Source organism: Nakamurella aerolata (assembly GCF_013002705.1).
Taxonomy (GTDB): domain Bacteria; phylum Actinomycetota; class Actinomycetes; order Mycobacteriales; family Nakamurellaceae; genus Nakamurella; species Nakamurella aerolata.
The window spans coordinates 109,775-133,827 of sequence record NZ_JABEND010000006.1; the positions used below are offsets into that span (position 1 = coordinate 109,775).

General features: G+C 69.4%; 11 protein-coding genes and 1 riboswitch. Of the genes, 8 read left to right on the plus strand and 3 right to left on the minus strand.

Features of this window, described 5'->3' with window-relative positions:
* Positions 1-232 precede the first annotated feature (232 nt).
* Positions 233-8,821, plus strand: coding sequence for a DUF7507 domain-containing protein (locus HKD39_RS11760; protein WP_171200076.1), 8,589 nt, complete (start codon positions 233-235; stop codon positions 8,819-8,821).
* 67 nt (positions 8,822-8,888) lie between these two features.
* On the opposite strand, the gene HKD39_RS11765 is transcribed toward HKD39_RS11760, so the two are convergent.
* Both HKD39_RS11765 and HKD39_RS11770 read right to left on the minus strand, forming a co-directional pair.
* Complete coding sequence (locus tag HKD39_RS11765) at positions 8,889-9,608, minus strand: DUF998 domain-containing protein (protein WP_171200077.1); 720 nt, start codon at positions 9,606-9,608, stop codon at positions 8,889-8,891.
* Positions 9,609-9,712: 104 nt separating this feature from the next.
* Positions 9,713-11,887: a bifunctional lysylphosphatidylglycerol flippase/synthetase MprF gene (locus tag HKD39_RS11770; RefSeq protein ID WP_171200078.1), complete on the minus strand. Its 2,175-nt coding sequence runs from the start codon at positions 11,885-11,887 to the stop codon at positions 9,713-9,715.
* A gap of 268 nt (positions 11,888-12,155) precedes the next feature.
* Between HKD39_RS11770 and HKD39_RS11775 the strand changes: the two genes are divergently transcribed.
* The 5 genes from HKD39_RS11775 (at position 12,156) to HKD39_RS11795 (ending at position 15,201) form a co-directional block, all read left to right on the plus strand.
* Entirely contained in the window at positions 12,156-12,527 is a 372-nt protein-coding gene (locus HKD39_RS11775; RefSeq protein WP_171200079.1) for a VOC family protein, read from the plus strand.
* A gap of 422 nt (positions 12,528-12,949) precedes the next feature.
* Positions 12,950-13,108, plus strand: a complete 159-nt coding sequence (locus HKD39_RS11780; protein WP_171200080.1) for a hypothetical protein — start codon at positions 12,950-12,952, stop codon at positions 13,106-13,108.
* Entirely contained in the window at positions 13,105-14,148 is a 1,044-nt protein-coding gene (locus HKD39_RS11785) for a hypothetical protein (RefSeq protein ID WP_171200081.1), read from the plus strand. Before HKD39_RS11780 ends, HKD39_RS11785 begins: the two co-directional genes overlap by 4 nt.
* Before the next feature lie 28 nt (positions 14,149-14,176).
* Positions 14,177-14,980, plus strand: a complete 804-nt coding sequence (locus tag HKD39_RS11790; protein ID WP_171200082.1) for a sigma-70 family RNA polymerase sigma factor — start codon at positions 14,177-14,179, stop codon at positions 14,978-14,980.
* Positions 14,977-15,201, plus strand: coding sequence for a hypothetical protein (locus HKD39_RS11795; RefSeq protein WP_171200083.1), 225 nt, complete (start codon positions 14,977-14,979; stop codon positions 15,199-15,201). The genes HKD39_RS11790 and HKD39_RS11795 overlap by 4 nt, the downstream gene beginning before the upstream one ends.
* Before the next feature lie 422 nt (positions 15,202-15,623).
* Here the strand turns inward: HKD39_RS11795 and metE are convergent, their stop codons facing one another.
* Positions 15,624-18,032 (minus strand): 5-methyltetrahydropteroyltriglutamate--homocysteine S-methyltransferase, encoded by a 2,409-nt coding sequence (gene metE / locus HKD39_RS11800; RefSeq protein WP_171200181.1) that lies wholly within the window; start codon positions 18,030-18,032, stop codon positions 15,624-15,626.
* A gap of 327 nt (positions 18,033-18,359) precedes the next feature.
* A riboswitch (cobalamin riboswitch) is annotated at positions 18,360-18,598 on the minus strand.
* A 270-nt stretch (positions 18,599-18,868) separates the two neighbouring features.
* Here metE and HKD39_RS11805 point away from each other — a divergent pair.
* Complete coding sequence (locus HKD39_RS11805; protein WP_171200084.1) at positions 18,869-21,448, plus strand: GH92 family glycosyl hydrolase; 2,580 nt, start codon at positions 18,869-18,871, stop codon at positions 21,446-21,448.
* Positions 21,449-21,483: 35 nt separating this feature from the next.
* Positions 21,484-23,913: a GH92 family glycosyl hydrolase gene (locus tag HKD39_RS11810; protein WP_171200182.1), complete on the plus strand. Its 2,430-nt coding sequence runs from the start codon at positions 21,484-21,486 to the stop codon at positions 23,911-23,913.
* Positions 23,914-24,053 lie beyond the last annotated feature (140 nt).

Below are 24,053 nucleotides of genomic sequence, written 5' to 3' on the forward strand. Positions count from 1 at the left end.
AGCTACAGCAGTCACCAGCATCCGGTCACGCGGGTCCACCCGGGGCTCGCGGGACGCGACCAGCAATGGTCGCCGACGCCAAAAGGGGACACCTATGGGGCCAGCGCCTTCAGCACAGCCAGCACCCGCGGCACAGCCAGCGCAGCGCAACCACCACGGCGGGCGTCGACGGCGTCCTTGGCAGCGCGCGAATGCCACCGCCCGGCACCCACAGCGCTGGCTTGCCCTACTGGTGGCAGGCGTGCTGACGGCTGCCGGTTTTGTCGGCGTCGGGCCGCTGGCGGCCGTACCGCAAGCGCTGGCGGCGGGTGGCACCACGCTGGTCACCGAGACCTTCCAGAACGCGACGGTGGCCGACCCGGCATTCGTGCCGCTGGGCAGCGCGTGCCTCACCGGCGCGGCTGGCGCTCCGCCGGCCGGGGCGTCCAGGGTGGGCCGGTGCACCAGCAGCCGCGGCGGAGCTCCCACGCCGGGCGTCACCCCTGGTTACCTGCAGCTCACCGACGCGACGCAGAGCAAGGCCGGCGCGCTGCTGTACAACCGTGCGGTGCCGGGGAACGGGGGCCTTGAGGTCGAGTTCACCCAGTATCAGTACGGGGGTACGGCGGCCGACGGTATCGGGTTCTTTCTAGTCGACGGCTCCGTCGACCTGACCTCGACCGGCGGTACCGGCGGCTCGCTGGGCTACGCGCAGCTGGTCAGCGGCACCAACAGTCAAAACGGCGTCCACGGCGGATACCTCGGCATCGGCCTCGACGCGTTCGGCAACTTCTCCAACGACAACGAAGGGCGCGGCGCCGGGTGTAACCCCAGGGCCGGCAACCAGCGTCTGGCCAACCAGATTGCGGTGCGCGGACCAGGAGAGGGCACCCAGGGCTACTGCCTGCTGACCACCAACCCGGTGCAGGGTGGCCTGCGTGCGACCACCCTGGCGGCGTCCGAGCGCACCATCCGCATCACCATCAGCCCCGACCCGCTGCCGGTGGTCACGGTGTACGTCAACGGCACCCCGATCACCACCATCCAGATGACGACGCCGGCCCCTGCCACCTACAAGTTCGGCTTCAGCGGGTCCACCGGTGGCAGCACCGACGTGCACCTGATCCGGAACGTCACCGTCTCGTCGGTCGATCCGCTGCCAGCACTGAACCTGGTGAAGCAGGTGGACCGCAGCACCACCCAGCCGGCGTCGTACACCACCGGCAACACGGTGCCGTACCAGTTCGTCGTCACCAACACCAGCCCCACCACCATTTCGAACGTGGTGGTCGACGATCCGAAGATCAGCAACATCAGTTGTCCGGCAACAACTCTGACTCCGGCCAACACCAGCGGTTCGTCCATGGTCTGCACCGGCTCGTACACGCTCACCGCGCAGGACACCCGCGGCACCTCGTTCACCAATACCGCCACCGCCTCCGGTACCGACCCCGGCGGCAACCCGACGCAGTCCAAGCCGTCGTCGGTGACGGTGCCGATCACCGCCTCCCCCGGCATCGCGATCAGCAAGGAGGCCAACCTCAACGACGGCAACGGCAACAACCTGGCCGACGCCGGCGAGACCATCAGCTACACCTTCGGCGTCCGCAACACCGGCAACGTCACGCTCACCGGGGTCGGTGTCAACGACCCGAAGGCCGGCACCGTTAGCTGCCCGCAAACCTCGCTGGCCGCAGGCGCTTCGATGACGTGCACCGCCACCTACACGGTGACCCAGGCCGACGTCGACGCCGGCGCGGTCCGCAACTCGGCCACCGCCTCCGGTACCCCGCCCAGCGGCACCAAGGTCACCAGCACCCCGGCCACCACCACCACGCCGACCCCGGCCGCCCGCCCCGATCTCACCATCGCCAAGACGGCGAGCCTGCAGGACGGCAACGACAACAACCTCGCCGACGCCGGCGAGAAGATCAGCTACAGCTTCATCGTGCGCAACACCGGCAACGTCACGCTCACCGGGGTCGGCGTCAACGATGCCAAGGGCGGCACCGTCAGCTGCCCGCAAACCTCGCTGGCCCCAGGTACTTCGATGACGTGCACCGCCACCTACACGGTGACCCAGGCCGACGTCGACAACGGCCGGGTGACCAACTCGGCCACCGCATCGGGTACTCCGCCGGGCGGCACCAAGATCACCAGCCAGCCCAGCGGAACCGAGACTCCCACCAGCACCGCGCGGCCCGATCTCACCATCGACAAGCGCGGCACCCTGAACGACGCCAACGGCAACGGCCTGGCCGATGCCGGCGAGACCATCAGCTACAGCTTCCTCGTCCGCAACACCGGCAACGTCACGCTCACCGGCGTCGGCGTGCGCGACCCGAAGGTCGGCACCGTCAGCTGCCCGCAAACCACCATCGCCCCGGGCGATTCCGTCACCTGCACCGCCAACGACTACACCGTCACCCAGGACGACATCGACGCGCAGACGGTGCGTAACTCGGCCACCGCCGGCGGCAAGCCGCCGGTCGGTGACCCGATCACCAGCACCCCGGACACCGTCGACATTCCCTCGGCGCAGGCCAATCCGGACATCACCATCGACAAGCAGGCCGAGCTGGTCGACGGCAACAACAACGGCCTGGCCGACGCCGGCGAGACCATCAACTACCGCTTCGTGGTCCGCAACACCGGCAACGTCACGCTCACCGGCGTTGCCGTCGACGACGCCAAGGTGGGCGGGGCTTCCGGGGTCAGCTGCCCGCAAACCTCGCTCGCCCCAGGCAAATCCGTCACCTGCACGGCCAGCTACACCGTCGACCAGACCGACATCGATGCCGGGCGGGTGCACAACTCCGCGACCGCCACCGGTACCGATCCCGGCGGCGACGGCACCACCTCACCGCCGGACACCACCGACACCCCGACGGTCGCCCCGTCGCCCAACCTGACATTGGTCAAGGACGCCGCGCTGAACGACGGCAACGGCAACAACCTGGCCGACGCCGGCGAAACGATCGACTACACCTTCACGGTGCGGAACACCGGCAACGTGACCGTCACCGGCATCACCGTTGACGACGGCAAGGTCGGCCCGGTGAGCTGCCCGCAAACGACCCTGGCCCCCGGGGATTCCGTCACCTGCACCGCCACCGGCTACACCGTGACCCAGGCCGACGTTGACGCCGGCCTCGTGCACAACGAAGCCACCGCCAAGGGTTCCGACCCGGCGGGCGAGGACGTCACCAGCGCAATCGCCGAGCGCGACGTGCCGGCGGCGAGCGCCGACCCCAGCCTCGCGTTGACCAAGAACGCGAAGTTGAACGACGCCAACGACAACGGCACCGCCGACGCCGGCGAAACCATCACCTACACCTTCGTCGTCACCAACAACGGGAACGTCACCATCACCGGCATCGCCGTCGACGACCCCAAGGTCGGATCGGTCAGCTGCCCGCAAACCTCCTTGGCCCCAGGAAGATCCGTCACCTGCACCGCAGCCGACTACACCGTGACCCAGGCCGACGTCGACGCCGGCGAGGTCCGCAACCAGGCCACCGCCAGCGGGAACGATCCGGGCGGCGCCGGCGTGGACAGCAACGATTCGACGGCCACTGTCGACACCACCCCACCCAGCCTCGGCCTGGTACTCGCCAAGAACTCCACCCTTGACGACAGCAACGACAACGGCACCGCCGACGTCGGCGAAACCATCGCCTACACCTTCGTCGTCACCAACACCGGCAACGTCACCATCACCGGCATCGCCGTCGACGACCCCAAGGCCGGCTCGGTCAGCTGCCCGCAAACCTCTTTGGCCCCAGGCAAATCCGTCACCTGCACCGCGGCGGCGTACACCGTGACGCAGGCCGACGTCGACGCCGGGCAGGTGCACAACGAGGCCACCGCAACCGGGACGGGGCCAGGCGATGCGCGTGTGGACAGCAACACCTCGGAGACCATCACCCCCACCACCGAGCGGGTGGCCGGGCTGGCGCTGGTCAAGGACGCCGAGCTGGCCGACAGCAACGACAACGGCACCGCCGACGTCGGCGAGCAGATCAGCTACACGCTGACCGTCACCAACACCGGCACCGTGACCATCAGCGGCATCGCCGTCACCGATCCGAAGGCCGGCGCCGTCAGCTGCCCGGAAACCACCCTGGCACCGGGCAAGTCGGTGGTCTGCACCACGGCCGACTACACCGTCACCCAGGCCGACGTCGACGCCGGTACCGTGCACAACAGCGCCATCGCCACCGGCACCGATCCCGCGGGCAAGGCCGTGGACAGCAACGAGGCCGTCGCCGACGTCGACACCTCCGAACAGGTGCCGTCGCTGGTGCTCGCCAAACAAGCAAAGCTCACCGACACCAACAACAATGGCAGCGCCGAGGTCGGCGAGAAGATCACCTTCAGCTTCACCCTGACCAACAACGGCAACGTCACCATCACCGGCGTTGCGGTCTCCGACCCGAAGGCCGGCACCGTCACCTGCCCGCAAACCACGCTGGCCCCAGGCGATTCCGTCACCTGCACGGCCGCCGAGTACACCGTCACCCAGGCCGATGTCGATTCCGGGCGGGTGCACAACGAGGCCACCGCCGCCGGTAACGATCCCGGCGGCAACCGGGTCGACAGCAACACGTCGGTCACCGACACTCCGACCGCCAAGCCCGCCCCCAGCCTGGTGGTGGAGAAGACCGCGCAGCTGGCCGACAGCAACACCAACGGCGTCGCCGACGTCGGTGAAAAGATCAGCTACTCGTTCCTGGTGACCAACGACGGCAACGTCACCATCACCGGCGTTGCGGTCTCCGACCCGAAGGCCGGCACCGTCACCTGCCCGCAAACCACGCTGGCCCCAGGCGATTCCGTCACTTGCACGGCCGCCGACTACACCGTCACCCAGGCCGATGTGGACGCCGGTACCGTGCGCAACAGCGCGACCGCCGCCGGCAAGGACCCGGGCGGCGAGACCGTACCGAGCAAGCCCTCGACGGTGGACGTGCCCGTTACGCCGGCCACCAACGGCCTGCAGCTGAACAAGATCGCCACCCTCGGCGGCAATGCCACCGACGAGAACACCAGGCTGAAGCTGGGCGACCAGCTGGTCTGGACCTTCGAGGTCACCAACACCGGCACCGTGACGGTGACCGACATCGCGGTGCGAGACCCCAAGGCCGGCGCGGTCAGCTGCCCGAAAACCACGCTGGCACCGAACGAGTCGGTCACCTGCACCGCCCCGGCGCATCAGGTGACCCAGACCGACATCGACAACCAGACCGTCGACAACACCGCCACCGCGACCGGCAAACCCACCCGTGGCACGCCGGACCCCATCACCAGCAACCCGTCCACCACGTCGACCCCCACCGTGGCGTCCGACCCGAAGCTGACCATCCAGAAGCGGGGCACGCTGAACGACGCCAACAACAACGGCATGGCCGACCTGGGCGAGAGCATCGACTACACCTTCATCGTCAAGAACACCGGCAACGTCACGCTGCACAAGGTCGGGGTGAACGATCCGAAACTCGGCGCCGTCCGGTGCGCTCCGACCACCCTGGCGCCCGGCGCATCGGCGACCTGCACGGCCGAGCGGTACACCGTGACGCAGGACGACATCGACGCCGGCGTCGTGCACAACAGCGCGGTCGCCACCGCGATTCCCCCTGGCCGTGACGACCAAGAACCCAAGGTGTCCGACCCGTCGGTCGCCGATATCACCACCGCGGCCGCGGACCCGTCGCTGACGCTGCGCAAGCAGGCAAAGCTGGCCGACAGCAACAACAACGGCAGCGCCGACGTGGGCGAGCAGATCAGCTACAGCTTCACCGTCACCAACACCGGCAACGTGACGCTCAGCAAGATCGCCGTCACCGACCCGAAGCTGGGCGCCGTCCGCTGCCCGCAAACGCCGCTGGCTCCAGGCAAGTCGGTGACCTGCACCGCCGCCGACTACACCGTGACGCAGGACGACATCGACGCCGGCGCGGTGCGCAACGTCGCCACCGCCACCGGCACCGCACCGTCCGGCGACACCGTCACCGGACGCGATCAGACCCAGGTGCCCGGCAACTCCCGCCCGGCACTGGCACTGAACAAGACCGCGGCGCTGGCCGACCGGAACGGCAACAACGCTGCCGACGCCGGCGAGCACATCAACTACACGCTGGTCGCCACCAATACCGGCACCGTGACGTTGCGCGGCGTGACGATCTCCGATCCGCGCCTTGGCGACGGATTCTCCTGCGGCCCGGTCGATCTCGCGCCCGGCGAAGAACTGCGCTGCACCGGCAGCACCGTGGTGACGCAGGAGGATGTCGACCGCGGCCGGGTCAGCAACACCGCCACCGCCGGCGGCAGCGACCCGAGCGGCAACCCCGTTCCGGCTCAGTCGAGCACCGTCGACGTGCCGACAGCGGCGGCCGAGCCGCGCATCGGCATCGAGAAGCAGGCCACCCTGCGGGATGTCGACGGCGCCGGCCACGCCACCGGGGCAGCCGATCTCGGGGAGCAGATCTCCTACAGCTTCACCGTCACCAATACCGGCAACGTCACCCTGAACGGGGTAGCCGTCAACGACGAGCGTGCGGGTGACATCGCCTGTGCCGCAACCACCTTGGCGCCCGGTCAGCAGACCAGCTGCCGGGCGGCCTCCGCGGTCACCGTCACCCAGGACGACCTTGATGCCCGCCGCGTCGGCAATGTCGCCAGCGCAACGGCGACAACACCGGCCGGCGACCCGATCACCGGCGGCCCGGCCACGGCGACGGTGCCGACCAACTCCGCGCCGTTGCTGACCATCGACAAGCGCGCCACCGTGCACGACACCGACACCGAGGGCAACACCGCGGGAGCCGCCGATGTCGGCGAGCAGATCGAGTACACCTTCGTTGTCCGCAACGCCGGCACCGTCACCATGACGGGAATCGAGGTGACCGACCCGATGGCCGGCGAGGTCAGCTGCCCGCGAACCGCACTGGCGCCCGGCGACACCATGACGTGCACCGCGCAGCGGTACACCGTCACCCAGGACGACGTCGACGCCGGTTACGTCCGCAATAGTGCCGGCGCCACCGGCGAAACCCCTTGGGGGCAGCCGATTACCTCGGAGCCGGATGAGGTGACCACCCCGACCAGCACCCCGAATGCCGGGCTGACGCTGGTGAAGTCGGCGAAGCTGGCCGACACCAACAACAACGGCCTTGCCGACGTGGGCGAGCGGATCAGCTACACCTTCGTGATCACCAACAGCGGCAACGTCACCATGAGCGGTGTGGCGGTGAACGACCCGAAACTCGGTGCGGTGACCTGCGATCCGACAACGCTCAAGCCGGGTGAGCGGGCCGGCTGTGCCGCCGACTACACGGTGACCCAGGCCGACGTCGACTCCGGACGGGTACACAACAGCGCCACCGCCACCGGCAAGCAACCCAGCGGCGAGCCGGTGACCAGCAATCCCAGCGGTGTCGATCTGCCGACGGTGGCAGGGGCCGCGCTTGCGGTGGTGAAGACCGCCGAGCTGGCCGACAGCAACGACAACAACCTGGCCGATGTCGGCGAGAAGATTCGCTACTCGTTCCGGGTCACCAACATCGGTGACAAGACCATCACCGACGTCTCGGTGAGCGATCCGCGGGCCGGTGCGGTGAGCTGCCCGGCCGGGCCGCTGCTGCCCGGGGTCTCTGTCGACTGCACCGCCGACGCCGAGTACACGGTGACCCAGGCCGACGTCGACTCCGGCACCGTGCACAACAGCGCCACGGCCACCGGCAAGGACCCGGACGGCAAGCCGCTCGACCCGACCCCGCCTGCCACCATCGATCAACCCACCGTGTCCGCCGCCGCGCTCGAACTCGTCAAGCACGCAAAGCTGGCTGACAGCAACGGCAATGGCACTGCCGACGCGGGTGAGACGATCGGTTACACGTTCACCCTCACCAACACCGGGGCGGTGACGCTGACCGACCTGGCGGTGTCCGATCCGAAGGTGGGTACCGTCACCTGCCCGCAGGGGCCGCTGGCGCCGGGAGCATCGATCACCTGCACGGCGGCCGACTACACCGTCACCCAGGCCGACGTCGACGCCGGCACCGTGCACAACACGGCGACCGGCTCCGGCAAGGATCCGGGCGGCAAGCCGGTCGACGCCGACAACACCACGGACACCAGCACCGACACCCCGGCCACCCGTGGCGCCGGGCTTTCGATCAGCAAGCAGGGCACGCTGTCCGACGCCAACGGCAACGGCACCGCAGACGCCGGCGAGACCATCGACTACCGGTTCACCGTGCGCAACACCGGCAACGTCACGGTTTCCGGGGTCCGGGTGGTCGACTCGAAGCTCGGCACCGTCGCCTGTCCGTCGGACACGCTTGCCCCCGGCGCCGAGCAGGTGTGCACCGGCAGCTACCGGGTGACCGAGCTCGATGTGAAGGCCGGCGCTGCCCGCAACTACGCCACCGCGGTCGGCACCTATCCGGGCGGGGTGCCGGTGGTCAGCCCGCCGGACAACGACGCGATCACCGCCACCAAGCCGGTGCCGCCGACCACACCGCCGACCGAGCCCACTCCTCCGACGGAGCCGACCGGTGGTTCCAACCCACCGCCCACCGGCCCAACCGGTCCCACCGGGACGGTCAGTCCGACCGGCACCTCAACGCCGACCACCACTACGGGTGCCACCAGCACCGGAACGACCACCGGCACCTGGCCCGGCGTCACGCCGACCAACCCGCCGACCGGTGGCGACAACGGGAACCTGGCGTGGACCGGGCGCAACTTCCCCGGCATGCTGCTGACCGCGGTGTTGTTGCTGCTCGGCGGTGCCGCGTTGATGTTGCTGTCGCGCAGGCGTTCTCAGCGCATCAGGTGACGGGCGGGCCGGCCCGGCGGTGGTTGGTGAACCAGCCGCCGCCGTGCCGCCGCCTGGATCGCGGCTCTCAGCCGACCGTCCCGGACGTCTGTGGTGTTGTCCGGCGCGGTGCCCGGCGTGTTGTCCGGCGCGGTGCCCGGCGTGTTGTCCGGCGCAGCAGCGCGATGCCGGTGCTGCACTGCCAGAGCATGAAGGGGTAGACGGCTCCGCGTTCCCACACGCCGTCGGCAAAGCCAAGATGCGCGCTCAACAGCAGTCCGCTGAGCAGCCCGGCGGCGCCGAGAACAACGCCCCACCACCGCGGCAGACCGGTGTCCGGGAGCACCCGCGACGACAGCATCGCGGTGAGGTTGCCGCCGGCGATGGCCGCCACCGCGCCGATGGCGTGAATCGCGATGAGGCCGCTGGCCGCGTTCGACGGTGACCCCGGCACCAGACCGACGAAGACGATCCCGACAACGTGCACGATCCCGAGGACGGTGAACAGCGCTGCCGTCCGGCCCCGGCGCAGCTGCGGCAGCAGCAGCGCGAGACCGAGCAGGAACAGCACGCCGGTGCCAACGAATCCGGCGTTCATCACTGTGGGCAGCCGGGAGGCCAGCATCCTGTCCTGGAACGGGCCGGCCTCCGGAACGCCGAGATCGCTGATGTAGAAGGTGGCGTAGTTGTAGCCGGGAAACGCCGCGGCCGCAACGGTTTCGCAGAGCAGGTACCACAACGGGGCGAGGGTGAACAGCAATCCTGCTGTCCGCGCCGTCGATCGATCTTGGTCTGCTGCGGGATTCATGCGGGTACCTATCTACTGTCGGCGCCGGCTACGAGCAGCCGGATCGTGACGGCAACCGTCCGCGCTGACAGTTCTGGTACCGCCGAGGCTAGCCCCTGGCGGCGCTACTTGCGGTTGCCGGCGATGCTCAACAGCTCTTTCAGCCCGGCGTCCGGCAGGAACGCCCTGGTGAGCGCGACGCCGATGCGCGGTAGGTCAGCCTCGTCACGGAAGGCCAGGTACATCGGCTCAACCCGTGGCTGGAACTTCTGCTTGAAGAAGTGCAGGCTGCGGAAACCGTAGACCGGTTCAAGGCTCTCCGACAGGCCGTCGAGGAACGCCTCGACAGGGCTCCGCTCGCCGCCGGGGTCCGAGCGCACCAACGGTGCACCGGACAGCGAAACCACCTGCGCCCCTTCGGCTTTGAACGCCATGCAGGCCGATCCGATCAAGAACTCGACGGTGGGTTTGAAGCCGTCAGGCACCCGTCGCATCAGGTCCAGCGTCCAGCCGCGGACAACCCCGTCGGGGCCGTAGACCGGCAGCCACGACGTCACCCCGTGCAGGGTGCCGTCCGGTCCGACGGCGAGACCGACCCGAACCTCGCGGTCGAGCGCCTCGTCAACCCCGCCGAGGGTGAAGCCCATCTCGGGAAGTTCCTTGTTGCCCAACCATTCCTGGGAGATCTGTTCCACCCGGCGCACCGTCGACCACGGCTCGTCCGCGAGGGTGACCAGCCGGAACTCGACGTCCTGTTTGGCGGCCTTGTTGATCGCGGTGCGAACGTCCTGCCACTTCTTTCCCTTGAACTCGAGATCGGGCAGGTCGACCAGGGTGTCCTCGGCCACCTGCACGCTCTGCCAGCCGCGTTCGGCCGTCAGCGCGGCGGTGGCGCCGGAGCAGGAGAACAGGCACGGCACCAGCGCGATGCGGTCACACATGTCGATGAACTCGCCCAGCACGGTGGCGGCACTGCCCAGTGGGCCGATCGGATCGCCGAGCCCGATGGCGACGCCGGCGTACCGGCGGAACGCCAGGTAGGCCTGCCCGTCCGCCGATATGAAATGAATGTTCTCCGGCCAGGTCGACATCCACGACAACGACCCGCCGCCGTACCGCTGCAGCAGCTCTTTGGCGGTGCTCTGCTGCGAGGTCCCCAGGGCTTGCCGGCGTTTGCTGCCGCGCGGCACCTTGAACGCCGACCGGGCCCATACCAACAGCGCCAGCTCGCCGAGCACCACAACGGTGCCGGTCACCAGCTGCGGGAAGTCACCGGGCGCGAACTCGTCCGCGCTGGTCACCCAGTCCGGTACCGCCACCAGCGCCCAGATCAGCAACAGCAGCACCAGGCTGAGGGTCAACAGCACCAGCTCGACCAGGTAGGCCCAGCGGCGGCCGCGTCGCAGCGCGTTCGCGATCAGCGCGGTGATCACGAAATTGAGCGCGACCACCCACCAGGCGTCGGTGTTGGCGCCGGACGGCCCGAACGGGGTCAGCCGGTCGGGCGACAGGATCAGCACCCATTGGCTGGCCACCGACACCCAGGCGGCGACGAACGCCAACAGCCGGAACTCCCGCACGGTCGGCCGCGCGGGTGCCTTGAGCAGTGCAGGGCCGGCCAGCCGGCTGGCGATCGGCAGGCTCAGCAGCACCGCCAGCAGGTGCTCAAGATCGGCCAGCAGACCGAGAAAGGTGAAGGCGAACAACACATATGCCCAGATCGCCAGCCGCAGCCGGAGCCGCCACGGCGGTGGCACAGCGGCCGACGCCACCGAGATCACCGCCATCATCCCCGCGGAGAGCCCGACATCGGTTTCCCGTGCCATCACCCTGGCCCACTCCCACGACGAATCCTTGAAGATCCAGAGGATCAGCGCGGTCAGCAGGATCGCGACGAACTGATAGCCAAGGGTGATGACGGCGGTGCGCCTGGTGCCGAGCTTGCCCTCGGCGTAGCCGCACACCAGCGCGAACGCCCCGGCGACGAAGATGTACAGCCACGGGTGGATCGCGAACGGCAGGCCGGTAACCAGCGTCCACCACTTGCCGTCGGCGAAAGCCGGTAGACCGTAGGCAATGTCGTCGTACCAGCTGCGCGACTCGATGCTGTCCCAGAGCGCACCGGTGGCCACCGCCAGCACCATGGTGAGGGTGACGTAGCCGGCGGTGAACGGGCGTCGCCGCGCCAGCGCCAGCACCTTGGTGCCGAACTCGCGCACCCTGGCTGCCGGCCCGCCGGCCACCTCAGCGTCGGCTCGCTCGCCGGTGCTGGCGGCCGCACGGCTGTCGGTCTGCATCATGCGCGTTCCCGATCCTCCCCGATTCCAGCGGTGGCACCCGTGTCAGCATCACCTGCCTGCGCACCGCCCCTGCCGTCTCCTGGCGGACAAGCAAGTACCGCGGGCCGATGCGCCACCGCACTGCTGTGAGCGTCCAGCTTGCCAGCGCGCAAGCCGCTTGTCCGTACGTCTTTCGGCTACTTTTGCGGCGTTCCGCCGCTCCGGCCTGTGCCCGGTTGCTTCGGGCCAGGGTCTGGCGCGTCGCCCGGATCGGGCATACCCTCAGCGCATGGCACATGGCGACATCACCCACGTCGACATTCCGGCAAGCGATTTCGACAGGGCGACGCAGTTCTACAGCGGCGTCTTCGGCTGGCAGATCAGCGCGCCGCCGGGGTTCGAGGGCTATCCCATGTGGCGGGCACCGAACCAGGTCTCCGGCGGTGGGCTGGCACCGCGCGGCGACGGTTTCGAGCAGCCGCGCAGCTACATCGAGGTGGATTCCATCGATCAGGCGCTCGAGCAGATCAGCAGTCTCGGCGGCCAGGTGGTGACGGCCAAGCAGCCGATCACCGACACCAGTTGGTGGGCCACCTTCCGCGACCCGGACGGCAATGTGCTCGGACTGTACGAGGGGATCACCGAAACACCGGAGCAGTAGCCGGAACCGCCCACCCGCGTTGCCCGGCGCAACGCCGGCGCACTCGCTCGCGCGCCCCTGGGGGCGGTCCGCGGGCAACCTTCGACCTGCGCTGCCTCCAGTGACGCAGATCCGGCCGAAAACCGCCTTCCGACTCCACTGAAGGCAGAAAAAGCCGAAAGTCTCCGCCTCACCGCCAACCCCACGGCACCGGGCACACCCTCCCGCGCCCTCCCCCGCTGCAGGCGAGGCCCGCGGGCAACCTTCGACCTGAGCTGCCTCCAGTGACGCAGATCCGGCCGGAATCCGCCGTTCGGCGCCACTGAAGGCAGAAAAGCGGAAAGTTCTCTCCCGACGCCAACACCACGGCGCCGGCTCCGTAGTGCTGGGTATGAGCAGGAAGACGCTGCGCGCCACCTGCACCAGCCAGAAGGAGACCAGCCATGCTGGATGAATACGCGGTGCTGCGGATGCGCCGCGCCGAACTCGCCGAGGCCACCAGGCCCGGCCGCCGCTCCACCAAGCGGGCAGGACGAACGCGCCCCACCCGCCCCGGCCGGCCGAGCAGCGCTCCCGGCACCACTGCAAAGGACGCACGATGACCACCGCTCCCGGCACCCCGACCGACGCGCACGACGCCGGCGCTGACCCCACCACAGCCGGCCCCGGCGCCGCTGCGGATAACACGGCCGCAGCGGCAACTGACTCGGCCGCCGCCAGGCCGGGCGATGAACTGGCCGGCGTCATCCGCAAACGGGCCATGCTCGACCTGACCGGCTTCACCCGGCCGGAAGAACTCGCCGCCATCACCGGTCTGGAACGCATCGCCGTGGTGGTGGTCCGGCGTTCACTTGCCGCGGCCTACACCCTGATCCCGGCAGATCGCATCGCCAACAGCGTTTTCGTGCCGGACGACGCCGAGGTGAGGATCCATACCGGATCGCTCTCGGTGTCGGGCGATGCGCTCGCCGGCGACCAGCCGGTGGCCCTGGTGGTGACCGGCATGTTGCTGATCACCAGCCCCGTCACCGCGCCGGTCACCGGCAGCATCAGCGTCACCGGGACGGTGCTGGTGCCGCGCGGCAGTGAGGGCAACGTCGGCGCAGCGATGTCCGGCACCGGCGCCCTGGTGCCCTATGCCTGGGCCGAGGACCAACAGGTTCGGCTGATGTCCGGGCAGTCGTCGCTGTCCGGCGCGGCGCTGACCAACACCGCAGGGCAACCGCAGGACATTCTGGTGCTGGCCGGCCAGACGGTGATCACCGGAGAGGTGGGCGACATCGGATATCAGCAGATTCTGGTGGCCGGCCAGTCCGCCGCGTCGGTCGAGGCGCAGGCATCGCTCGAGCAGTACCTGACCATCCTCGGCCAGTTCGGTTGGTACCGCGGCAGCCAGCCCCGAACGCTGCTGAACGACGCCGAACTCGCGGCCGGCTACTTCGAGCTGATCCAGCCCGACACCAGCCTTGTGGTGTTCGGCAATCTCACCCTGGCCGACGACGTGACCCCAGAACTGTTGCGGCAGAAGGTGACCGACATCGTCCTCTTCGGAAACCTGACCGCGCCGGCGGCGCTGGTGCCGATGGTGCAGGCACTGACGATCGAGCAGTACGGAAACATCACCGCCGCCGGGAGCGCGTGATGGCGGCAGCCGACCGTGCCGGGTGAGCGTGACGAAGGACAGTGGCGCCGGACAGTGGCGGGGAATGGTGGCGGCAGCGGTGGCACGTGACGGCGCCATGACTCCCGGCACGGGTGCTGCCGCCGGCCCCGGTGCCGCCGCGGGCCCCGGTGGCAGCGCCGACGCCGGCCCCGGTGCCGCCGTCGGTGGCGCTGCCGCCAGTGGCACTGCCGCCAGTGGCACTGCCGTCGATAGTGCCAGCGACGCCGATAGTTCCAGCGACGTCGATAGTTCCAGCGACGTCGATGGCGGCGACGCCCGTGCCGCGGCGGCAACGGCCGCGTTCACCCAGCTGTTCCGGACGCACCACACGGCGCTGTACGGCTACCTGCTCGGGCGCACCGGGCAGGTGGGCAGCGCGGAGGAGCTGACCCAGGAGCTGTTTCTGCGGGCCTGGCGGCACCTGCCGGAACTGACCGGTCGGTCGACCGAAGGCCAGCGGGCCTGGCTGTTCACCGTCGCCCGCAACCTCGCCGTCGACGAACTCCGGCAGCGCCGCACCCGCAATGCCACCCTCACCGCCGTCCGCGCCGAACCGACCCAGCACGCCCCGGCGGCCAGCGCAGCAGTGCTGGCCGCCGACGACGTGCAGCGAGTCGGCGCCGCCATCGCCGGCCTGCCGGACGACCTGCGGACGGTACTCAGCCTGGCCACCGCCGGCGGGCTGAGCGGCCCCGATATCGCTGCACTGCTTGGCATTCCGGCCGGCACTGTCCGCTACCGGCTGTCCCGCGCCAGAGCAATGCTCGCCGACGTGCTGGCCGAACCGCCGAACCGAGAGGACCGACCATGACCATCGACAAACTGCTCGCCGACTGGGCCGCCGCCACCGCGATGAGCCCTGCCGCCGCCGACGCCATGGTCGGCGCGATCACCGCGACCGCGGTACCGCGGCCCGCAACCAGCCCGCCCCGCGTGACGGACACCGTCGCCGAGCAGGCGGCCTGGTGGCGGCAGCATCAGCGCGAGCTGGCCCGAACCTTGGTACAGGCCACCGGCTTTCGCGCGGCCTGACAGCAGCTGACCACCGCCCTGGCGGAAAGATCGGCGTCTCGAGTCGCGTTTGCCCAGCACGGATTTCGGCTAACCGCGTCGAGCGACCGATTCTTCCCGCGGCGCGGGCCCTGCTACCGCAGCTCCGCCGGCGAGCGCTGCTACCGCGGTTCCGTCGCCGGGCAGGGCACGGCAACCGAGCTCCGCCGCCGAGCGCGTGCCCCTCGCTGCCGAGAAACTGACCTCTCAGGGGGCCGTCAGCCGGCCCGAAAAGCGGGGCCCGTCAGCAGGGCCGGCCGGTCCGAGAAGCGGGGCCGGTCAGCCGGTCCGACCATCAGGGGCGCGGCGGAAGAATCTGCGGCTCGCTGTCGTTTCGTCAGAACCGACCAGGCGAAACGCCGAACCAGGCACCGATTTTTCCCTCACGACGCCGGCCCGCCACGTCAGACCTGGACGGCAGCACCGGCCGTCAAGGTGCCGCGCACCTGCTCGGCCGCCTGCACCAGATGCCGCAGCGCCGGCTCCACCTCGGCGTACCTGCGGGTCTTCAAGCCGCAGTCCGGATTCACCCAGAGCCGTTGCGGCGCAACCGACTCCGCCGCCGTCGTCAACAACCTGGCGAGCTCGTCCGTCGACGGCACCCGCGGCGAGTGAATGTCGTAAACGCCGGGGCCGACGCCGCGGCGGTAACCGACCCTGCGCAGATCGTCCAACACCTCCATGTTCGACCTCGCCGCCTCGATCGAGGTGACGTCGGCGTCGAGTTCGTCGATCGCGCCGATCACCTCGCCGAACTCGGAGTAGCACAGATGGGTGTGAATGGCGGTGGCGTCGTCGGCACCCGCGGTGGCCAGTCGGAATGCATCCACCGCCCAGCGCAGATACTCGGCATGCTCGGAGTTCCGCAGCGGCAACAACTCTCGCAGCGCAGGTTCGTCGACCTGGATCACCGCGATGCCGGCGTCCTGCAGATCGGCCACCTCATCGCGCAGCGCGAGCGCCACCTGGTCGGCGGTCCGGGCGAGCGGCTGATCGTCCCGCACGAACGACCACGCCAGGATCGTCACCGGCCCGGTGAGCATGCCCTTGACGGGCTTCGCGGTGCGGGACTGGGCATATCGCGCCCAGTCGACCGTCATCGGGCGCGGGCGGTGCACGTCACCGAACAAGATCGGTGGCCGCACACACCGTGACCCGTACGACTGCACCCAGCCGTGCCGGGTGAAGGCGAAACCCGCCAACTGCTCGCCGAAGTACTGCACCATGTCGTTGCGCTCGGGCTCACCGTGCACCAGCACGTCGAGACCGAGCTCCTCCTGCAGCGCGATCACCCGGTCGATCTCGGTGCGCATCTGATCGGCGTAGCCCGACGAGTCCAGCCGGCCGGCCCGCAACTCGGCCCGCGCCCTGCGCAACTCGGCAGTCTGTGGGAACGACCCGATGGTGGTGGTGGCCAACAGCGGCAGCCGCAGCCGTTGTTGCTGCGCGGCGGCCCTTACCGGGTAGTCGCCGCGCTGCCGGTCGGCCGCACCCAGGCTCGCCAGCCGGTCCCGGACCGATGCGTCGGCACGCACCGCCTGCCTGGCCGCGCGCAGCCGTTCGCTGCGCTCGGCAACAGCGGCCGCTGCCGCCGGTGTCGCCGCTGCGGCCGTTGTCGCCGCTGCGGCCGTTGTCGCCGCTGCGGCGGTTGTGGCCGTCTCCGCCGGTCCGCCCCGGCCGCCGAGCGCCGCACCGAGCAGCGCCACCTCGTCGAGCTTCTGCCGGGCAAATGCCAAGCGCGGCAGCAACTCTGCAGGCAGCTCGGTCTCCATCGTCACGTCGTACGGAACATGCAGCAGCGAACACGAGCTGGACACGGCCACCGAACCGACCCGCCCGGCAAGGCCGCGCACCAGGTCCAGCTGTTGCGAGAGGTCGGTGGCCCAGACGTTGCGGCCGTCGACGACGCCCGCCACCAGGTGCACCCCGGCCAGGCCGGTGCCGGACGCGATCCGTTCGACGGCGGCCGGACCGGCCACCAGATCCACCGCGATCGACTCGACGCCGGTGCCGGCCAGCACCTCGAGCGCCGGTCCCAGATCACCGAAGTAGCTGGCCACCAACAGTTTCGGCCGGTGCGGCAACGCCGCGAGCCGGCGATACACCGCGGCCAGCGCCGCCAACTCGGCCTCGGTCCGGTCGGCGACGTAAGCGGGCTCGTCCAGCTGTACCCACTCCACGCCGGCGTCGGCCAGCCGCCCGAGCAGTTCGGCGTAGACGTCGGCCAGCTCGGCCGCCCTCTCGACCGGGGAAAAGCCTTCAGCGGCAGCGGCTTCCGGCTTGCTGAGCAGCAGGAAGGTCAGCGGGCCGATCAGCACCGGACGCACCTTGATGCCCTGCTGGTCGGCGTCGGCGACATCGTCGAGCACGGCGTCGGCGTGCAGTGCGAACGCAGTGTCCTGGCCGATCTCCGGAACCAGGTAGTGGTAGTTGGTGTCGAACCACTTCGTCATTTCCAGCGCCGGGATCTCCGTGCCGGGCTCGTGCCGGCCGCGGGCCATCGCGAAGTAGGTGTCCAGCGGCGACAGGCCCAACTGGGCGTACCGCCGGGGCACGGCGCCGACCAGCAGCGCCGTGTCCAGCATCTGGTCGTAGTAGGAAAAGGTGTTGCCCGGCACGGCTTCAACGCCGGCCCCGGCGATCTCGGCCCTGGTGTCGCGCCGAATGTTCAGGGCGATCGACTCAAGGTCGGCGGCGGTGATCTGCTCCGACCAGTACTTCTCCAGCGCGAACTTGAGTTCCCGACGCGGCCCGATGCGCGGGTAGCCGAGCACCGTGGACACAAACGGGCCGGACGCGAACGGTTGCGGCACAGCGGATGCGGAACCATCAGGATCGGGCACGGCGGGTGTAGGCACAGCGGGTGTAGGCACAGCAGGCTCAGTGGCGCCCGCGGTATTGCCCGCACCGGCACCGACGCTGGCACGGCTGCTGGAATGGGAACTGGAGCTGGTGCTGGCACTGAAACTGGTACCGGCACCGGAACGGGTGCTGTCGGACATGGGCTCTCTCCTCGCGAGCTGGCTGACGGTCCGATGCTCGGGCAAGCCAGGCGAGCCGACCTGGGGCGGCGTCGGGCGCGCCACCGGCCGGGCTTCGCGCGGGTCCGCACCGAGAGACACCGAACGCGCGCACGCCGGTCGGCGTACGCACCGGCGGCAGGTCTTCGGACTCGTGGGCGGTCGGTCCGTGCCTGGCACAGATCCGTTGTCCTACCGGCCGTCGCTTCCCAGGCGCTTGGCCCAGTGCTGATGACGGCTGTCGTTCCCACATACCGCTGCGGGGCAGTCCCGGATTCGCACCGGGTTCCCTTTTGCTCCACTGTGCGGCTGGCCGGGCTCGGCGCTCGCCGCAGTGGACCGTCGGCGCCACCGAGCATAGCCAGCCGCACGGGGCGCCCGCCGCTCCCCAGCGCTACGTCGCCAGGGCATCCACGCGTCGACAAACCGTCAACATCCGATGAATCTGTACGAGTTGGACGCCGGGCCTTGCCTCTGACGGGCTAATAGGTCATCGTTGTCAGATCGACGACCCGGCGAAACCGGTCGCACCCAGTTTGCTACCCATTCCGACTTCATCACCAGGCGCTCGTACCGTCCGCACCGAACGTCCGACCTCAATGTTGAGTTCACCGAGAGAGAGTCCGGTCATGCCTCCAGCTCCCGCCGCACCAGATCTCACCGGTTCCAGTCCCGCCGGGCGACGCCCTAGCAGGAAACCCGTCACCGGGAACCGCCTGAGCCCGTTCGGTGGCCGGGCCCCGGGGTCACGATCCGGCCGAACGGGCCGCCTGACGGCCGCTGTCGGCGTCGTCGCGCTGGGGCTCAGCTCGCTGCTGGCCGTGCCGGCCGCTGCCGCCGGTCCCGCCGGATCAACCGCTGCCGGAGCAACCGCTACCGCAACCGCGGCGTTCCCGGATGATCCGACGACGCTGGTGAACACCTCGATCGGCAACAACGGCGACGGCACCACCTTCCCCGGCGCGGCGATGCCGTTCGGCATGGTGCAGAACAGCCCGGACACCAGGCTGAAGCAGTACGCCTCGTACAACTACGCCGACACCAACACGCTCGGCTTCAGCCAGATCCACCTGTCCGGTGTCGGCTGCCAGACCAATGGCCTGGTGCGGTTGATGCCGACCACCGGCGCCGTCACCAGCGCCGACCCGGCCAGCTACCGCTCGGCCTTCTCGCACCAGAACGAGTCGGCCTCGCCCGGCTACTACTCGGTGCAGCTGGACAAGTACGGCATCGCCGCAGAGCTCGGAGCCACCGAACGCACCGGCCTGCACCGCTACAGCTACCCGCAGGGCCAGCAGCAGAACGTCCTGATCGAGGTGGGCGAGGGCAACGGCTACACCTTCGGTTCCGAGGTGAAGGTGGTCGGCAACGACACCATCGAGGGCCGGGTCAAGGGCGGAAACTTCTGCTGGGAAACCGGTTCCGAGCGGTACGACATCTTCTTCTCGGCCAAGTTCGACCGCCCGTTCAGCAGTTTCGGCAGTTGGAGCTCGGCCGGGGCACCGGCACCGGGACAACGAGATGCCAGCAGCGCCAGGCAGAACGGGCGGCTCGGTGCCTACGCCAGCTTCGACGCGGCCGGCGGACGGCAGGTGCAGGCCAGCGTCGGCATCTCGTACACCTCGGTGGACGGCGCCCGCCGCAACCGGGTCGCCGAGACCGAGCGCGACGGCACATCCATTGGCTTCCAACCGTTGCGGCAGCAGGCACACCAGGCCTGGCTGAAACAGCTCAACCGGGTCAAGGTGGCCGGCGGCACCGGCACCGATCAGCGCACCTTCTACAGCGCGCTGTACCGCTCGTTGCTGCATCCGTCTCTCGGCTCAGACGTCGACGGTGCCTACCGCGGCTTCGACAACAAGGTGCACACGTCGACAACGCCGTACTACCAAATGTTTTCACTGTGGGACACCTACCGGGCGCAGAACCAGCTGGTCGCCATGCTGGAGCCGCAACGGGCAGCCGACATGGCCCGTTCCATCCTGGCCATCTACCGGGACGGCGGTTGGCTGCCCCGCTGGGCGCTCGGCAACGGCGAGACCAACGTGATGAGCGGTGACCCGGTCACCCCGTTCATCGTGACCCTGTGGCAGCGCGGCATTCTCGACGTCGCGACCGCACGCCAGCTGTTCGATGCGTTGTGGCGCAACGCCACCGAAGTGCCGGCCGACCAGTCGATCTTCCGGGGGCGGGACGGCAACCCCAGCTATCTGCAGGGCGGCTACATCGGCTACCGCGACGTCGGCGGCTACAAGTTCGGCGACACCAGGCAGGCCGGGTCGGCGACCGTCGAGTACGCCTACGGCGACTGCATGCTGGCCACCATGGCCCGGGGCCTCGGCGAGCAGGCCAAGGCGACCGAGTTGGACTCGCGCTGCGGCAACATCGGCAACATCTGGAACCCGGCATCAACGTCCAAGGGCTACACCGGTTTTCCGCAGGCGCGCGCCGCCGACGGTAGCTGGGTGGGCCCCACCGACCCGGCGAACAGCGTCGGTTTCCACGAGGGCACCGCCTGGCAGTACCAGTGGCTGGCCCAGCAGAACCCGCCGGCGTTGTACGGGCTGATGGGCGGCACGGACAAGGCCGAGCAGCGGCTGGACACCTTCTTCGACCTGCCAAGGGTGTTGGAGAGCCCGCAGACCGCGGCGAAGGACTCGTGGGTGATCGGCGCCTACGACTACCACAACAACTTCGCGTTCAACCCGAACAACGAGCCAGATCTGCACGCCCCGTGGATGTATGCATGGACGTCGAGCCCGTGGAAGACCTCGGCGGTGATGCGGGCCGCCCGGCCGCTGTTCACCGACGACGCCTACGGCATGCCTGGCAACGACGACCTCGGCACCATCTCGTCGTGGTTGGTGTTCGCCATGGTCGGCATGTTCGAGGCGCAGCCGGGCAGCGGCACCTTCGTCCTGTCTGCGCCGATGTTCGAGCGGGTGGAGATCACCCCGAACGGCGGCAACAAGATCCAGGTCACTGCGCCGGGAGCGAAAGCGGATGCGCTGCAGTACATCTCGTCGGTGCGGCTGGGCAATCCCGGGCGCCCGGTGCGCTACTCGAAGAGCTGGCTGAGCACCAACCAACTCTCCCGCGGCGTCACCGTCGACATCACCCTGACCACCGACCCGGCTGCCACCAGCTGGGGAACGCGAACCATTGATCAGCCGCCGACCTTCGGCCCGGGCGATTGGAGTGCACAGTGAGCCGGATCCAACCACGCCACCGAACGCTGACGGTGCTGGCGGGCACCGCCGTACTGGCCGCAGGGAGCCTGCTGACACCACCGGCGGCGGCCGGTGACACCCAGCCGGCGGCAGCGTCGGCAGCCGACACCGCCGGCACCGATCCGGTTGAGCTGGTGAACACCTTCATCGGCACCCAGGACGAGGGCAACACCTTCCCCGGAGCGTCGGCACCGTTCGGCATGACGCAGGTCAGCCCGATCGGCTCGCACTACGCCGGGTGGCGCTACACCGACCGGAAGATCAAGGGCTTCGGGCACAACTTCCTGTCCGGCGCCGGCTGCTGGGAACAGGGCGGGCAGGTGTCGGTGCTGCCCACCGTCGGGGCCGTCGGGCCGGGCGCGGCATTCGACACCACCAAGCCGGCGACGTTCAACCACAACAACTATGCCGCCAGCTACACCCACGAGGGCGAGGTCGGGCAGGCCGGCTACTACCGCACCAGGCTCACCTCCTACGGCGGCATCACCGCCGAGGCGACGGCGTCGACCAGGGCGTCCACCGAGCGGTACACCTTCCCGGCCAGCACCGCGGCCAACGTGTTCATCAACGCGGGGCAGGTGACCGACCTCCACAACGTGACCGCCAGCCAGGCCCGCATCGTCGACAACCGCACCGTCGTCGGCGAGGTGCGCACCCAGAGCTTCTGCGGCGGCCGGCAGTACAGCACCTGGTTCACCATGAAGTTCAACCGCCCCTTCACCTCTCACGGCAGCTGGTCGCCCACCGGCGGCACCGTGGGCGGCACCGACAGCGGCCGCGGCAGCGGATTGCGCGGCACCTGGGTCAGCTTCGACACCAGCAGCAACCAGCAGGTGGAGGTGACCACGGCGATCAGCAAGGTCGACCCGGCCGGCGCCACCGGCAACCTCACCAGCGAGGCCACCACGGCCGGCGGTGCCCTGCGCAGCTTCGACGAGGCCAGGCAGCGCGCCCAGCAGCAATGGCGGGCCGAGCTGAACCGCATCCGGGTCACCGGCGGAAACCGCGACGACCAAACGGTTTTCACCACGGCGCTGTACCACGCGCTGCTGCAGCCGCTGACCGGCAGCGACGCCGATGGCCGCTACCGCGGCTACGACGACCAGATCCACCGGGCCGTCGGCTGGACCTACCGCGAATACTTCTCGCTGTGGGACACCTACCGGGCCCAGAACCAGCTGCTGGCGCTGCTGCGGCCCAGCGTGGCGACAGACGTCGCCAGGTCGGTGCTCACCATCAATGAACAGGGCGGCTGGCTGCCGCGCTGGGGTTACGCCAACTTCGAGACCAACGTGATGACGGGTGATCCTGTCACCCCGTTCCTGGTCGACCTGTGGCGTTACGGCGCGCTGAAAGGCATGGAGCAGCAGGCATATCAGGCGTTGCGGCGCAATGTCGACGGGGTGCCGCCGGCGGACTCTCCGTTCTCCGGGCGCGCCGGCAATCCGCGCTACCTGCAGAGCGGCTTCGTGCAGCACGACCCGAACTTCCCCAAGAAGGGCATGGATGTCGACCCGGCGCACGGCGCCTCGGCGACCCTCGAGTACGCCTTGGCCGACTGCTCGCTGTCGGTGATGGCCGGCGAGCTGGGTCAGACCGGCGACGCCGCGCGGCTCGCGCGGCGCGGCGGCAACTGGAGCGAGGTCTGGGATCCGACCGCCCAAAGCCGTGGCTTCACCGGGTTTCCGCGCCCGAAGCGGGACGACGGGCAGTGGTACGACCGGGTCGCCAACCCGACGTCGGACCAAGGCTTCCACGAGGGCACCGGCTGGCAGTACCAGTGGCTGGCGCAGCAGGACGTCCCTGGACTGACCGCGGCGATGGGCGGCCGGCAGGCCACCCTGGACCGGCTGGACGAGTTCTTCGACATGCCGACGCTGCTGGCCGACCCGGCCAAGGCGGCGCGCGAGAGCTGGGTGATCGGCCCGTACAGCTACTACAACGTCTATCGCTACAACCCGAACAACGAACCCGATCTGCATGCCGGTTCGATGTACACCTACCTCGGCCAGCCGGCGAAAACCTCGGCGGTGTACCGGGCGGCGAAGACGCTGTTCACCAACGCGCCCAACGGGGTTACCGGCAACGACGACCTCGGCACCATGTCGGCCTGGTACCTGTTCACCGCGATGGGCCTGTACCCGGGCGTTCCGGGAACCGGGCAGCTGCTGCTGTCGGCCCCGCAGTTCGAGCGCGTCGACATCACCCTGGAGAACGGCAGCCAGCTGACCATTTCGGCGCCGGGTGCCGACCCGTCGGCCCTGCAGTACGTGGCCGCCGCCAAGCTGAACCGGGCGCCGCGCAACCAGACCTGGGTGAACTGGTCGCAATTGGCCCGCGGGGCGCAGCTGTCGTTCACGCTGACCGACGACCGCGGCACCAGCTGGGGCCAGCGGACAGCGCGGCCGGCGTCGCCGTGCGCCGGGCAGGGCAGCATCGGTTGAGGCAGTGCGGTTGAGGCTGGTCGGCTGCCACCGTTCGGGTGGAGGCAGTGCGTTTGAGGCAGTGCGGTAGAGACAGTGCGGTAGGAGCAGGGTGGCTGGGCGAAATGCCTGCGCGGCCGCCAGGTGTCCGGGCACCATGA

What these genes read in the sequence shown, in the direction of transcription:
- HKD39_RS11795 (WP_171200083.1), top strand. Translation starts at nt 14,977, where the DNA reads ATGACCATCGACAAACTGCTCGCCGACTGGGCCGCCGCCACCGCGATG.
- HKD39_RS11775 (WP_171200079.1), top strand. Translation starts at nt 12,156, where the DNA reads ATGGCACATGGCGACATCACCCACGTCGACATTCCGGCAAGCGATTTC.
- HKD39_RS11765 (WP_171200077.1), bottom strand. Translation starts at nt 9,608, where the DNA reads ATGAATCCCGCAGCAGACCAAGATCGATCGACGGCGCGGACAGCAGGA.
- HKD39_RS11780 (WP_171200080.1), top strand. Translation starts at nt 12,950, where the DNA reads ATGCTGGATGAATACGCGGTGCTGCGGATGCGCCGCGCCGAACTCGCC.
- HKD39_RS11770 (WP_171200078.1), bottom strand. Translation starts at nt 11,887, where the DNA reads ATGATGCAGACCGACAGCCGTGCGGCCGCCAGCACCGGCGAGCGAGCC.
- HKD39_RS11785 (WP_171200081.1), top strand. Translation starts at nt 13,105, where the DNA reads ATGACCACCGCTCCCGGCACCCCGACCGACGCGCACGACGCCGGCGCT.
- HKD39_RS11805 (WP_171200084.1), top strand. Translation starts at nt 18,869, where the DNA reads ATGCCTCCAGCTCCCGCCGCACCAGATCTCACCGGTTCCAGTCCCGCC.